Origin of the sequence: Streptomyces aidingensis (assembly GCF_900112355.1) — a bacterium.
In the GTDB taxonomy this organism is placed as follows: domain Bacteria; phylum Actinomycetota; class Actinomycetes; order Streptomycetales; family Streptomycetaceae; genus Streptomyces; species Streptomyces aidingensis.
This window is the reverse complement of record NZ_FOLM01000004.1, coordinates 61,968-76,111: the sequence shown is the minus strand read 5'-3', so window position 1 is coordinate 76,111 and position 14,144 is coordinate 61,968. Positions and strand designations below refer to the sequence as shown.

Genomic DNA, 14,144 nt, shown 5'->3' with positions numbered 1-14,144 from the left:
GACGGGCGGGACGGGCGGGACGGGCGGGGCTGCCCCGGGCGGCAGCACGCCGCTCGCGCTCCGGGGAGAGCGGCGGGCCCCGGTTCAGCGGCCGTACCACAGGGCGGTGTCCGGGGGCAGCCGGCCCTCCTGGAGCGGTCCGCTGGCCAGCAGCGCCCGGCGGTGCTCCGGGACCGGGCAGGCGGTGTCCGAGAGATTGACCACGCAGCCGAAGCCGGGCTCCCGGGTGAAGGCCAGCACCCCCTCCGGTTCCGCCAGCCAGGTCAGGGTGCCGTCGCCGAGCGCCGGGTGCTCCCGCCGCAGGCACAGCGCCCGCCGGTACAGCTCCAGCATGGAGGTGGCGTTGCCGGTCTGCGCCTCCACGGTGAGGTCCTGCCAGCTCTGCGGCTGCGGCAGCCAGGGCTGCCGGGTGGCATTGCCCGGGCTGAAGCCGAACGGCGGCTTCAGCCCGGACCACGGGATCGGCACCCGGCAGCCGTCCCGGCCCCGCTCGGTGTGGCCGGACCGCTCCCAGATCGGGTCCTGGAGCACCTCCTCCGGCAGGTCCTCCACCTCCGCCAGGCCCAGTTCCTCGCCCTGGTAGATGTACGCCCCGCCGGGCAGCGCCAGCATCAGCAGCGCGGCGGCGCGGGCCCGGCGCAGCCCGAGCGGCAGATCGAGCGGCCCCTTGGCCCGGTAGCTCTCCCCCGGCGCCCAGCGCGCGGCCGGGCGGCCGAAGCGGCTGGGATGGCGCACTACGTCATGGTTGGACAGCACCCAGGTCGCGGGGGCCCCGACGGTGCCCAGGGTGTCCAGGGTGGTGTCGATGACCTGCCGCAGCCGCCGGGCGTCCCAGCTCGACATCAGGAAGTCGAAGTTGAAGGCGGTGTGCAGATGTTCGCGCCGCAGGTAGGCGGCCAGCCGGCGCGGGCTGTCCACCCAGGCCTCGGCGACGAAGGCCCGCTCGCCGGGGAACTCGTCGGCGACCCGGCGCCAGCCCCGGTAGATCTCGTGCACCTCGTCGCGGTCCCAGTGCGGATGCCCGGCGTGCTGCTCGGGCGTCGGCACGGCGCCGTGCGCGGGGAGCGGCCCGGGGTATTCCGCGGTGCCGCCGCTGTCGACGGCGATGCCGGGCCCGGCCGAGGCGACGGGCCGGCCGTCGGTGATGTCCGGCAGCTCCGGCAGATCGGGCAGGTCGGGATGCTTGACCAGCCCGTGCGCCACATCGATGCGGAAGCCGTCGACGCCGCGGGCGAACCAGAACCGCAGCACCGCCTCGAACTCCTCGCGCACCTCCGGATGGTGCCAGTTCAGGTCGGGCTGCTGCGGGGTGAAGAGGTGCAGGTACCACTCCCCCATCCGGCCGTCCGGCTCGACCACCCGGGTCCAGGCGGGGCCGCCGAACACCGACTGCCAGTTGTTCGGGGGCTGTGCGCCGTCCTCGCCCCGGCCGCGGCGGAACACATAGCGGTGCCGCTCGGGGCTGCCGGGCCCGGCGGTCAGCGCGGCACGGAACCATTCGTGCCGGTCGGAGGTGTGGTTGGGCACGATGTCGGGGATGACGCGCAGCCCGAGGGCATGGGCCTCGCGGATCAGTTCGACGGCCTCGGGCAGGGTGCCGAAGAGCGGGTCGATGTCCCGGTAGTCCGCCACGTCGTAGCCGTGGTCGGCCATGGGGGAGCGGTACCAGGGGGTGATCCAGACGGCGTCCACGCCCAGGCTCCGCAGATACGGCAGGCGCGCGCGCAGACCGGTCAGGTCGCCGACCCCGTCCCCGTTCCCGTCGGCGAAGCTGCGGATGTAGACCTGGTAGATGACGGCACTGCGCCACCAGGGCGCGGTGCGATTCTTCGCTTCGTCCACACTGTCCAGTGTGAGGGCGCGGGCCGCGCGTCAGCAGAGAGCGCGCCCGGGCCGCGCGCGCCTCATCCCCCGGCGACGTCCCGCCGGGCGGGTGCACCGGGCCCCCGCCCGGCCGGCCGGGGGCGCCGGTGACGGCCGCTCAGTTGCCGCCCGAGGCCGCCGCGGCGGTGACGTCCGGCCCGTCCGCGGCGGACGGCTCCCGAGGCGGTCGCACCCCGCGCAGCACACGGACCGCCACCAGGGCCAGCAGCGCCGCCACCGCCGCGCTCGCCCCGGCCGCCACATGCAGGCCCGAGGTGAACGCCGCCCGCGCGGTGGCCGCCAGGCCGGCGCCGGCCGCGTCGTCCAGCGTCCGCGCCGTCTCCAGCGCGCCCGGCAGCGAGTCGCGGGCCCGGGCCACGGCCTCCTCCGGCGTGTCCGCGGGCAGCTCCGCACCGGCCATCCGCGCCCGGTAGACGGCGGTGCCCAGCGTGCCCAGCAGCGCCACGCCCAGACCGAGCCCGAGTTCGCTCGCGGTCTCCGACATCGAGGAGGCCGAGCCCGCCTTCTCCACCGGCGCGGCGCCCAGCACCAGATCGGTGCCCAGCACCAGCGCGGGCGAGAGCCCGGCCCAGCTCAGCGCCAGCGCGGCCACCGCGGGCAGCGGCCCGCCCGGGCTCTGCAGGAACACGGCCAGCAGATATCCGGCCGCGGTCACCACCAGGCCCGCGGCCACCACCGCGCCGGGTCCCAGCCGCCGGGCCACCGCCGGGGCCAGCAGCGATCCGGCGACCATCGACACCGTGGCGGGCAGCATCAGCAGCCCCGTCCCCAGGGCGGAACGCCCCTGTACGAGCTGGAGGTACTGCATCAGGAACAGCATCATCCCGCCCGAGGTGATCACCGCCAGCAGGATCAGCACCAGTGCGGCCGTGAAGGCCCGGCTGCGGAACAGCCGCAGGTCCAGCAGGGGAGCGGCCAGGTAGCGCTGCCGCCGGACGAACAGCACTCCGGCTGCCGCGCCCGTCACCAGCGCCGCCATGGCGCCGCCCGCGAGGCCCTGTTCGGCGAGCTCCTTCAGTCCGTAGACCGACGCGATCATGGCGACCAGGGACAGCGCCACGCTGGCCGGGTCGAGCCGGCCGGCGCCCGGATCGCGGTACTCGGGAAGCAGCAGCGGCCCGGTGATCAGCAGCAGCACCATCACCGGCACGCCCATCAGGAAGGCCGATCCCCACCAGTACCGCTCCAGCAGCAGCCCGCCGGCCACCGGTCCCAGGGCCGTCCCGGAGAGAAAGGCGGTCATCCAGACCCCGATGGCGATCCCGCGCTGCCGGGCGTCGCGGAACATGTTGCCGATCAGGGCCAGGGTGGAGGGCATCAGGGTGGCTCCGGCGATGCCCAGCAGCGCCCGGGTGGCGATCAGCATCAGCGGGCTCTGCGCCCAGGCGGCGGCCACCGAGGCGGCGGCGAACCCGACCGCGCCGATGAGCAGCAGTCTGCGGCGGCCGATCCGGTCGCCCAGGGTTCCCATGGTGATCAGGAAACCGGCGATCATGAAGCCGTAGATGTCGAGAATCCACAGCAGTTCGGTGCTGGTGGCACGCAGATCGGCGCTCAGCCGCGGGGCCGCCAGATGCAGCACGCTGAGGTCGAGGGCCAGCAGCACGGTCGGCAGCGCGAGGACGGCCAGGCCGGTCCACTCCCGGCGTCCCGCCGTGGTCGGGGTGTCGGTCTTCATCACGGACTCCGCGGTCCCTTTCCTGAAGTGAGTGAGAAGTGAGAAGTGAGAAGTGAGGTTGGCGCGGTGCACCACTGTGCGCGCCGGGGCCTGCGGTCCGCGCACGAAAAACCTGCGGCCCCGCCCGCGGCGGCCGGTTACCGTGGGGCCCATGCGGTTCGGCGTGCTCGGCCCCCTGGCGGTCCGCTCCCCGGACGGACGTCCGGTCCGGGTCCCCGAGACCAAGGTCCGGACCCTGCTGGCGGTGCTGCTCGCGGCGGAGGGCGGGCCGGTGCCGGCCGCCCGGCTGATCGAGGAGCTGTGGGGTCCGCGTCCGCCCGCCAAGGCCCCCGCCACTCTCCAGACCAAGGTGTCGCAGCTCCGTCGCGCGCTGGAGAGCGGTGAGCCGGGCGCCCGCCGGCTGCTGACGCACGGCCCGGCCGGGTACCGGCTCGGCGTCGACGAGGCGCACGTGGACGCGGCCGACTTCACCGCCCTGCTGGCCCGGGGCCGCCGCGAGCCGGAGCCGGCCCGGCGGTCCGCCCTGCTCGGCCGGGCCCTGGAGCTGTGGCGCGGTCCCGCCTTCGCCGATTTCTCCGGGGAGCCGTTCGCCCGCGCGGCGGCGGCCCGGCTGGAGGAGCAGCGGCTCACCGCCCTGGAGGAGCGGGCCGAGGCCCGGCTGGAGCTTGGGGAGCACCGGGCGCTGGCGGACGAGCTGCGCGAGACGGTGGCCGGGCACCCGCTGCGCGAACGGCTGCGCGCCGTTCATCTGCGCGCGCTGTATCTCTCGGGCCGGCAGGCGGAGGCCCTGCACGGTTACGCGGAGCTGCGCCGCCGGCTCGCCGAGGAGCTGGGCGCCGATCCGGGCCCGGAACTGGCCGCGCTGCACACCGCGATGCTGCGTCAGGATCCGGCGCTGGCCGCCGGCCGGGATTCCGCCGCATCCCGGCCGCCCGGCCTTGGCGCGAAAGCCCGGCCGGCCATCGAACCGGCGACCGAACCGGCCACCGGCCGGGGCTCCGCGGACGGTGCGCCGCGCGGCAACCTGCCCGCGCCGCTGAGCGACCTGATCGGCCGGGAGGCCGCCGTCCGGGAGCTGACCGCCCTGCTCCGGGACCGCAGGCTGGTGACCCTGACCGGCCCCGGCGGGGTGGGAAAGACCCGGCTGGCGCTGGAGACGGCGGCGCGGACCGAGCCGCCCCCGCCGGACGGCGCCTGGCTGGTGGAACTGGCCGGCCTGGACCGGGACGGCCCCGGCGCCCGGGCGGGCGCCGCCTGCGCCCCGGAGGTGGAGGAACTGGTGGCCGCCGCGCTCGGGCTGCGCGAGGAGCCCGGGCTCCGGCCGCCCACCATGCCGCGCGGCGCCGTGCCCGGCCGGCTCCTCCAGGCGCTGAGGGGCCGGCGCCTGCTGCTGGTCCTGGACAACTGCGAGCATGTGGTGGAGGCCGTGGCACCGCGGGTGGCGGACTGGCTGCGCGCGCTGCCCGGCCTCACGGTCCTGGCCACCAGCCAGGAGCCGCTGGGCATCGAGGGTGAGACGGTCTGGCCGGTCCCGCCGCTGGAACTCGCCGACGCCGTCGAGCTGTTCACCCGCCGGGCGGTCGCGGCCGGCGCCCCGGCCCCGGACCGGGACCCGGACCCGGCCGGCCCGGACCCGGCCGCCGACCGGGAGGCGGTGGCCACCGTCTGCCGCCGGCTGGACGGCCTGCCGCTCGCCCTGGAACTGGCCGCCACCCGGGTGCGGGCGCTCGGCCCGCGCGAGCTGGCCGCCCGCCTGGACGACCGTTTCGGCCTGCTCGACCTGCCCCGGCGCGGCGGGCCCGCCCGGCAGCAGACCCTGCGCGCCATGATCGACTGGAGCTGGGAGCTGTGCGACGGGACCGAACGCGCCGTACTTCGGCGGCTGTCGGTGCTCGCCGACGGCGGCGGTCTGGCCGCCGCCGAGGCGGTGTGCTCCGGGGACGGGGTGTCCCGGGGGCAGGTCGCGGGGTTGCTGGCGCGCCTGGTGGACCGCTCCCTGGTGCAGGCCGTGCGCACCCCCGGGGGCACCCGGTACCGGCTGCTGGAGTCCGTCGCCGCGTACTGCGCCGAACGGCTGCGGGAGACGGCGGATCCGGCCGAGCCGGCCCGGGTACGGGCACGCCATCGCGGCCACTTCCTCACCGTGGCCCGCGCCGCCGCCCCCGAGCTGCACGGCCACCGCCAGTGCGACACGCTGCGGGCGCTGGACCGGGAAACGGCCAATCTGCGGCGCGCCCTGCGGGAGGCGGTCGCCGACGGAGCCGCGCGGGAGGCCCTGGCGCTGGCCGGTGACTGCGCCTGGTACTGGTATCTGCGCGGCCGGCTGCGCGAAGGCCGCCGCTGGCTCGCTCTGGCCCTGGAGGCCGCGGCGGGCACGGCCGGCACAGCGGGCACGGCGGGCACAGCGGGCACGGACGGCGGCGGCACGGCCCGGGAGGCGGCCGAGGCCGCGGTCTGGCAGGCGGCGTTCTCCCTGCTGATCGCCGACCGGGAGACCGCGGCGGCGGAGGCCGCCACCGCGCTGGCGGCGTTCACCGCGCGGCGGCCGGCGCGGCGCGGCCGGGGCACCGCCTGGGCGCACTGGCTGCTGGGCTTCGCCCAGTGGGGCCTGGGCGGCGGACGGGAGCCCGAGGAACGGGTACATACCGCACTGGCCGAGTTCCGTCAGGCGGGGGACGCCTGGGGCACCGCCGCCGCGCTGACCACCCAGGCGACGAACCATCTGTTCCGGTCCGAGCTGCGGCCCGCCGAGGCCATGGCCCGGGAGGCGCTGGCGCTGTTCACCGAGCTCGGCGACGGCTGGGGCGTGCTCCAGGCCAGCTCCACGCTCAGCGGCGTGGCGGAGATCCTGGGCGACTACACGGAGGCGGAACGGCTGGCCCGCCGCTGCGTGACCATCGCCGAGGAGCTGGGCCTGCGGGCGCAGCTCTCCGAGGAGCTGTCCCACCTGGGCCGGCTGGCCATGCTGCGCGGCGAGCACGCCGAGGCGGAGCGGCTGCACACCCGCGGCCGGGATCTCGCCCGGGAGGACGCGCTCGCCGGGTCGGAGCAGTACGCGGAGATCGGGCTGGCGCTCAGTCTCCGGCGGCGGGGCGACCTCGACGGCGCGGAACCGCTGCTGCTGCGGTGGGCGGAACCGGACCGCCGGCTGTCGGCGTGGGCGGGCCTGGCGCTGATCATGGCCGAGCTGGGCTTTGTCGCGGAGCTGCGCGGCGAGGCGGCGGAGGCGCTGCGCCGGCACCGGGAGGGGCTTGAGGCGGCGGTTCTCACCCGGGATCCGCGGGCGGTGGCGCTGGCCTGCGAAGGTCTGGCGGGCGCACATGCGCTGGCCGGGCGGCCGGAGACGGCGGCCCGGCTGTTGGGCGCGGCTGCCGCTCGCCGCGAGGCGGCGGGCGCGCCGCTGCCGCCCGGTGAGCGCGCCGATGTGGAGCGGATCAGCGCGCGGGTGGGTGCCGCGCTCGGCGCGGAGCGCTTCGCCGCGGCGCTGCGGGCGGGCCGTCTGCTGCCGACGGCCGCCCTGCCCGGCCTGCCCGGCGGCTCCCCCGGGCCCCGCCCGCCGGCCGGACCGCCGGCCGGACCGGCCCGGCAGGGGGCCCACCGGGCGTAGCGGCCGGGCAGGCCGCGGAGCCGCGGACGCCGCGGCCCTCCCTGGCCCCTGGCCCTCCGGCCGCCTGGCCCTCTGGTCCTCTCCTCTGGCCCCTGGCCCCTGGCCCCTGGCGCCCGGCCCCGGCAGCCGTCCCGTCCGCCGCCGGGCTGCGCGGCCACCGGCCGCGCGCCACCATGGGACGCATGCTGCTCGCGGAGCTCGCCGCCACCTCCCGGGAGGTGGCCGAAACGGCGGCGCGCTCGGCCAAGACCGCCGCGCTGGCCCGGCTGTTCGCCCTGGCCGGGCCCGCCGACGCCCCGCTGGTCAGCACCTATCTGGCCGGGCGGCTGCCGCAGCGGCGCACCGGTATCGGCCGGAGCTCGCTGCGCGAGCTGCCGCCGCCCGCCGCCGCGCCGTCCCTCACCGTGCGGGACACCGACGCGGCGCTGGGCCGGATCGCGGCGGTCTCCGGCCGCGGCGCCACCGCCGCCCGCCGCGCCCTGCTGGACGGCCTGATGTCCGCGGCGACCGAGGAGGAGCAGCGGTTCCTGGTCCGGCTGCTGACCGGCGAACTGCGCCAGGGCGCGCTGGACGCGCTTGCCGTGGAGGGCCTGGCGGCGGCGGCCGGGGCCGGGCCGGCCGAGGTGCGGCGCGCCGTGATGCTGGGCGGCTCGCTCGGTGCCGTGGCGGGTGCGCTGCTGGCCGAGGGCCCGGCCGCGCTGGCCCGGTTCCGGCTGGAGGTGGGCCGGCCGGTGCAGCCGATGCTGGCGCAGACCGCCGCGGACGTGGATCAGGCCCTGGACCGGCTCGGCCGGCCGTGCGCCGTCGAGGAGAAGCTGGACGGCATCCGGGTGCAGGTCCATCGCGCGGGCCGGGAGGTCCGGATCTTCACCCGCACCCTGGAGGAGATCACCGCGCGGCTGCCCGAGGTGTGCCGGGCGGCGCGGGAGCTGGACGCCGGTTCGGCGGTGCTGGACGGCGAGGTGATCTCCCTGGACGAGGCGACCGGCCGGCCCCGCCCGTTCCAGGAGCTCTCCTCCCGGGTGGCGAGCGCCGGGGGCGTGCTGCCCGTCCATCCCGTCTTCTTCGATCTGCTCTGGGTGGACGGGCAGGACCTGCTGGACGTCCCGGCCGGGGAGCGGCACGCGCGCCTGGCGCGGGTGGCGCCGGAGCCGCGCCGGGTCCGCCGCCTGCCGGTGTCCGATCCGTCCGGCCCGGCCGGCCGGCGGGCGGCCCGGGCCTTCGCGGACGATGTTCTGGCCCGCGGCCACGAGGGCGTCATTCTCAAGGCCCTGGACTCCCCCTACACGGCGGGGCGGCGCGGCGCCTCCTGGCTGAAGGTCAAGCCGGTGCACACCCTGGACCTGGTGGTGCTGGCGGTGGAGCGGGGCAGCGGCCGGCGTACCGGGCTGCTGTCCAATCTGCATCTGGGCGCCCGGCGGCCGGACGGCTCGTTCGCCATGCTGGGCAAGACCTTCAAGGGCCTGTCGGACGAGCTGCTGGCCTGGCAGACCCGCCGGCTCGGTGAGCTGGCGGTGGACGACGACGGGTGGCTGGTGCGGGTCCGCCCGGAGCTGGTGGTGGAGATCGCCTTCGACGGCGTGCAGCGTTCGCCCCGCTATCCGGAGGGGATCACACTGCGGTTCGCCCGGGTGGTCCGCTACCGCGAGGACAAGCCCGCCGCCGAGGCCGACACCGTGGAGCGGGTCCGCGCGCTGCTGCGCTGAGCACCGCGGGCCGGCCGGGCGTCCCGGTTCAGGGGGTGGGAGTCGGGCCGGGCCGGCGCCGGGCCGGACGGCCGAACCGCACCGGCACACCCGGCGAGTACAGCACGCTCATCGGCGGCCCGGACACCCCCGGCAGGCCCGCCGCTCCGATCAGCTCCTCCTCGCACTCGACCAGCTCGGCGCGGTGCAGCGGCCAGCGCGGATGGACATTGGGCAGGTAGGAGTGGGAGGTCCGGCCGCCGAAGAAGGTGCCGTGCATGCCCCAGCGGGCGGTGAGGAAGTGCTCCAGCGCGGTGGGTTCCGCGATCCGCTCCCCCGGGCGCACGGTGATCCGGCTGGCCGTCCCGCGCGGCCCGGGCCACCGCCGGGTGCTGGTGTAGCTGAGGGTGTCGCCGCTGCGGACCACCGTCATCCGCGACCACACATACGGCAGCCGGAACAGCGCCCGCGCCACCGCCACCGGGATCAGCCGCGAGGCGTCGAGCGACCGGAACACCACCCCGCGCCGCCCCTGGCCGTCCACCGCGTACAGCCGGACGTTGGTCTCCGGGAAGGAGCCCAGATACGGCAGGCCGGGCAGCCCGAACCAGCCCACCCGGTGCATCCGGAAGGGCACCAGCCCGACATGGGCGGCGCCCTCGAAGGTGTCCGGGACGGTGCCGGGCGGCAGCAGCGGAGCCACCTCGGCCGGATCGACTTCCCAGTGCAGAAAGGCCAGGTCGAGCCATTGCTGGGTGAGCAGGGGGCGACCGAGGGGGCCGGGCGGCTCCGCGCTCACCGGCTCCGGCCGGCCGTGTTCTGTGGTGGACACCGCTCCACCCTCGCACGGCCGCCCGGCTGTCGGTGCCCCGGTGCACACTGGGGAACATGTGCCGCAGCATCAAGACGCTCCGGGCCCCGATGACGCCCGAGGTCACCGAAGAGGACATCCGCGCCGCCGCGCTCCAGTACGTCCGCAAGGTCTCCGGCTTCCGCGCCCCGGCCGCGCACAACCGCGCCGTCTTCGAGGAAGCCGTGGAAGCCGTCACCGAGGCCACCGCCCACCTGCTGGAACACCTCCAGGTGCGCGGCGCCGGCCGGGCCTGATCCGCCGGCCGGCCGCCCCGCCGGCCCCACCCGCAGCGTGAGTTACACGCGAGTAATTTGTCATGTACCCGACGTATCCCAACCATGTGATTACAGGGGTGCAAGGCGGCCGGAAGGGCATCTCCGTGGCGGCTGGGGGAGGGGATGCGGGCGGGCCGTTTCCCGGCAGTGGTCCGGTCGTTGGTCCGTTTGAGTCACCGAGCCCCGCCGAAGCGGCAGGGCCCGGTGGCGAGGCGAACGGAGAGGCCCGTGCGACTGACCGACATCCACCGCTGCGAGATCCGGCCCGGACGTCTCGTGGAGTGGACCCTGCATCCGGCGGCCGTGGAGGCCGCGGCCGGCCTGCCGGAGGACGCCCGGCCGCCCGCGTATGTACAGGAGTCCCACATCCGCACGGCGAGAACCGTGCGGCAGGACGGCCTGTCGGTGCCGACCTGGCTCGGCACCGCCTTCGACATGCCGGGGCCGGTCGATCTGGAGGTCCTGGAGGCCGCGCTGCACACCTGGACGCTCCGCCACGAGACGCTGCGCAGCGGATTCCAGTGGAGCGGCGGCGGGCTGCGCCGGTTCACGCTGGAGCCGGGCGCGGTGGTGCTGCACCGGGCGGAGATCGGGGAGTTCCCGGAGGCGGCCAAGCTGGCCCGGTATCTGGAGGAACGCTTCGACACCGGCGCGGACGCGCTCACCTGGCCCAACTTCGTCTACACCGCGGTGGTGAGGGAGGACGGCACCAGCGTCTACATGGCCTTCGACCACACCAATGTCGACGCCTACTCGATCCAGCGCATCGCCGCCGACATCCATGAGCTGTATGCGGCGGGCCGCGCGGGCCGGGCCATGGACCCGGCGCCGGTGACCAGCTATGTCGACTTCTGCGCCACCGAGCGGGCCGACGCCGACCGGATCGACGACACGCACACGGTCGTGGCCCGCTGGCGGGAGTTCATCGGCCGGTGCGACGGCAGGCTGCCGAACTTCCCCGTCGATCTCGGCCTCGACCCGGCCGGCCCGCTGCCCGCCCAGCGTCTGATGCAGGAAATGCTGGTGGGGGACGCGGAGGCGGCGGCGTTCGAGGCGTACTGCCGCCCGTACGGCGGCAGCCTGGTCGGCATTCTCGCGGCCACCGGCCTGATCGTGCGGGAGCTCGGCGGCCAGCAGGTGTACCGCACGGTGGTGCCCTTCCACACCCGGGCGCAGTCCCGCTGGTCCGATTCGGTGGGCTGGTACGTCGGCGGCGCGCCGCTGGAAATCCCGGTGGCCCGGGCGCGGGACTTCGACAGCGCCCTGCGCATGGTCCGGGCCGCGCTCCGCGAGAACCGCCCGCTGTCCCGGACCCCCATCGCCCGGGTGCTCAAACTGCTGGGCGCGGACTTCCGCCCCACCTCACCGGACCTGTACTCCATCGTGTCCTATGTGGACGCCCGGTCCACCCCCGGCTCCGAGCGCTGGCAGGACCTCAAGGCGTACGGGCTGATCCGGGTCTCCTACGGCGACCAGGTGTGCGCCTGGGTGACCAGGCTGCACGAGGGCCTCCAGTTCGCCAGCCGCCATCCGGACACCGGCCCCGCCCGCCGCAACATGCGCCTCTTCGTCGAACAGCTCCGCGCCTTCATCCTCACCGTGGCCGCCCGCGGCCCGGCCACCACCGCCCCCCGTCCGCTCCCCGCCCCCCGCGAAGCCGGCACCACCTGCCACCGATGACCCCGCGCCCAGTGCCTCATGGCGGGTCCGGAAGGACGGCGAAGCCCGAAGGGTTCTGGAGGTAGTACCTGTTGCCCCGCCGCACCAGGCTGCCTGCCACGGAGACGGTCGCCCCGTCCTGGTGGGCGCGAGTTGCCCGGGAGTAAGCCTCTTCGGCCAGTTCGAGCCAGACACGTCGCAGCCGTTCGTTCGTTCCGTCCTCGATGATCCCCGCGATGCTGACCTCGCCCGGCCCGGACGCTCCCTCCCTGTGAAGCCTGACAACAGCCCCGACAACGGTCACGTCGTCCTCCGGCTCCGCGGCTCTCATCTCCTGCGCCGCCTGCCGGAGGATCACCATATGATCACGGTTCAGCCTGATTGGGTCGGTTCGCTCCACCGGACGCGACAACGCCCAGGAGAAATCGATGCGGGACTCTCCGCCTCCCCTTGAGGCGAATCCGGAAAGGGCTTCACAAAGGTTGGCATTGACCCCCTCCCCGGCGCGTCGAGTAAAGGCTTCAATTCCTTCCCTCCGCTGGATAACCTCATCAGCAGCGTCGATAGCACCTCTGGTCGCCGCCATGAGTTTGAGTGACACGCGGCGCTCGAACGGCTGGCGGAGCACATTGATCTGTGGATGATCCAGGCTCAGTTCAGTCTGCCCGATCTTCGGAGGGATGGGAATGTAGACTGTAAGAATATAGCTTCCCTCAAAGGTTGGCCCCAGGCGCACGTTCCGCATGAATTCGAGCGCCCTGGTGGGCTTACGAGCAGGCTGGACAAGCCGGACCTGCCCCGCACTCTCCGCCACGGCACCGGACAGAACCCATTGACGCAGACTTTCGAATGCCTGCACACCCTCTTCGATGGGCGTCGTCCCGGGATCCGCTTCCGGCGCCGTGCACACGTACTGGACATCGGCGTCGGCAATGGAGACTTCGAGGGAAATCTGGCTCTCACTACGCCCCTCCGCTGCGGAGAGAGTCTTGAACAAGTTGCGGATGTGAGACTCGTATCCCCGCATCCCTCGATTGCCGGGCACAAGGACCTCGTAGGACTCGTCATGAGAGATCCACAAGGTGCCGCCCTGTTCCTCGCGCGGCACCCATCCACGAGACATCAGGTAAAGGGAGATTCGCTGCGGGTCACTGGCCTGAGCGAAGTGGAACCCTCTGAGGTCGGTCATCATCCGCCAACCACATCCTTCGGAGCCTCGCCCTTGACCAGCGATGTCAGGCTGTCGACCGTGAGTAGATTTTCTCTGGGAATATGAACCGACTTACTCGCCTGACGTTCCGGGTCGACTGGTTCGCGGCACATCAAATCGACCCAATAGATGGCGTGGTGAAAGTTACTTGACGACTCGCTCGACACCACGTAATCGGCCTTCGACGAGGGGGTGTGCACAAAGAACAGATACCGCCTTGTCGGCAATTCAACACCTACCCTCCCGACCAAGTCGTTGTAGTTCTTCACGGGGATGACATAGGAGAGAGAATTGCCGACAAATGCAGGATTGCAGCAGGACTTCACCTGCGCTTCGATCATCGGATAGCGCATCGTTCGCGACTTGCCGGGAAAGCCGATCTGGATGTCTACACCGTCGACATCCAGACTCCGCTTCCCCGGATTGAGCCCAGCCGCGCAGGAGAGCGCCCAGACGAGCCCTTCGGCGAAGTGCCCCTGCCATACTTCGCTGTTCAGCCCCACCCGTCTGCCCTCTCCCAGCGGCCCGCCGCCTCACGTCCTGGGCCATTATCGTGACCTACCTCAGGCGGACACACCAGGTGCGTCACTCCAACGGGTGGCGGAAGGTGTGCAGTTCCACCGCTTGACCGTCGGAGACGACGCGGAGCCGGAGGGTGACGGCCGGTGCCGCTCCCGGCCGGGGGCGGTGGCTCATTGGTCCGTGGCCGGGTGGGACGGGGCGGCGGCGCCCGGCCACGGGAGTCCGCGTTCCGCGCACCGTTCCATGCAGGCCCCGATGTCGGCGCACGCCCGCAGCTCGCTCACCCGGCCGCCCAGCAGCGGCTCGTTCCACACGCCCAGCAGCCGGTCCTCCCACAGCCCCTGCCGGCACAGCGCGCACACCAGGCCGCTGAGCTGCACCAGGCTCATCCGCCGGGGATCGACGCCCTCCGGCAGCGGCGGTGCGGCCGGAGGCAACGGCGCGGCACCGGACTCCCGGGCCCTGGCCGCCGCGGCATGCGCCCGCCGCAGCGCCCCGGCCACCGCACAGTCCGCCCCGTCGATCCTGCAACTCGCGCAGCCCAGCGCGTGATCCAGCAACGCCGCCCAGAGCTCCCCCTTGCCGCGGTAACGGTGCGCATGCTCCGGACAGGCGTAGACGGGCCAGCCCGGCCCGGAGTTCCGCTCCACCCCGCCGACGACGACCGGCTCGCCGGTCCACTGCCGGCAGTGCGCACACATCCGGCGCAGCACCGCGGGCGGAGTCGCCTGGGTGTCCGATGTCTGCGGCTCCTGTTGCACGCCCCACACC

General features: G+C 74.4%; 10 protein-coding genes. 4 read left to right on the top strand and 6 right to left on the bottom strand.

Going from position 1 to position 14,144, the window contains the following annotated elements; genetic code table 11:
• Positions 1-84 precede the first annotated feature (84 nt).
• Both BM242_RS09785 and BM242_RS09780 read right to left on the bottom strand, forming a co-directional pair.
• A complete protein-coding gene (locus tag BM242_RS09785) occupies positions 85-1,842 on the bottom strand; it encodes a glycoside hydrolase family 13 protein (RefSeq protein ID WP_093838354.1) in 1,758 nt (585 codons plus the stop codon).
• A gap of 139 nt (positions 1,843-1,981) precedes the next feature.
• Positions 1,982-3,562: an MFS transporter gene (locus BM242_RS09780; RefSeq protein ID WP_093838353.1), complete on the bottom strand. Its 1,581-nt coding sequence runs from the start codon at positions 3,560-3,562 to the stop codon at positions 1,982-1,984.
• 151 nt (positions 3,563-3,713) lie between these two features.
• Here BM242_RS09780 and BM242_RS09775 point away from each other — a divergent pair, with 151 nt between their 5' ends.
• Together BM242_RS09775 and BM242_RS09770 are read left to right on the top strand one after the other, a co-directional pair.
• The gene (locus BM242_RS09775; RefSeq protein ID WP_093838352.1) at positions 3,714-7,169 is read left to right on the top strand and encodes an AfsR/SARP family transcriptional regulator; all 3,456 of its coding nucleotides are present in this window, start codon (positions 3,714-3,716) and stop codon (positions 7,167-7,169) included.
• A 182-nt stretch (positions 7,170-7,351) separates the two neighbouring features.
• Positions 7,352-8,875, top strand: a complete 1,524-nt coding sequence (locus BM242_RS09770; RefSeq protein ID WP_093838351.1) for an ATP-dependent DNA ligase — start codon at positions 7,352-7,354, stop codon at positions 8,873-8,875.
• 28 nt (positions 8,876-8,903) lie between these two features.
• Here the strand turns inward: BM242_RS09770 and BM242_RS09765 are convergent, their stop codons facing one another.
• Entirely contained in the window at positions 8,904-9,686 is a 783-nt protein-coding gene (locus BM242_RS09765) for a YqjF family protein (protein ID WP_093838350.1), read from the bottom strand.
• A 56-nt stretch (positions 9,687-9,742) separates the two neighbouring features.
• Between BM242_RS09765 and BM242_RS09760 the strand changes: the two genes are divergently transcribed.
• Together BM242_RS09760 and BM242_RS09755 are read left to right on the top strand one after the other, a co-directional pair.
• Positions 9,743-9,961, top strand: coding sequence for a DUF2277 domain-containing protein (locus BM242_RS09760; RefSeq protein WP_093838349.1), 219 nt, complete (start codon positions 9,743-9,745; stop codon positions 9,959-9,961).
• Between the two features lie 249 nt (positions 9,962-10,210).
• Entirely contained in the window at positions 10,211-11,662 is a 1,452-nt protein-coding gene (locus tag BM242_RS09755; RefSeq protein ID WP_175541336.1) for a condensation domain-containing protein, read from the top strand.
• Between the two features lie 16 nt (positions 11,663-11,678).
• Here BM242_RS09755 and BM242_RS09750 read toward each other — a convergent pair whose 3' ends face one another.
• The 3 genes from BM242_RS09750 to BM242_RS09740 all read right to left on the bottom strand — a co-directional run bounded on the left by BM242_RS09750 (position 11,679) and on the right by BM242_RS09740 (position 14,134).
• Positions 11,679-12,833, bottom strand: a complete 1,155-nt coding sequence (locus BM242_RS09750) for a hypothetical protein (RefSeq protein WP_093838348.1) — start codon at positions 12,831-12,833, stop codon at positions 11,679-11,681.
• A complete protein-coding gene (locus BM242_RS09745) occupies positions 12,830-13,354 on the bottom strand; it encodes a DUF4365 domain-containing protein (protein WP_175541335.1) in 525 nt (174 codons plus the stop codon). The genes BM242_RS09750 and BM242_RS09745 overlap by 4 nt, the downstream gene beginning before the upstream one ends.
• Positions 13,355-13,543: 189 nt before the next feature.
• A complete protein-coding gene (locus BM242_RS09740; RefSeq protein WP_093838346.1) occupies positions 13,544-14,134 on the bottom strand; it encodes a hypothetical protein in 591 nt (196 codons plus the stop codon).
• Positions 14,135-14,144 lie beyond the last annotated feature (10 nt).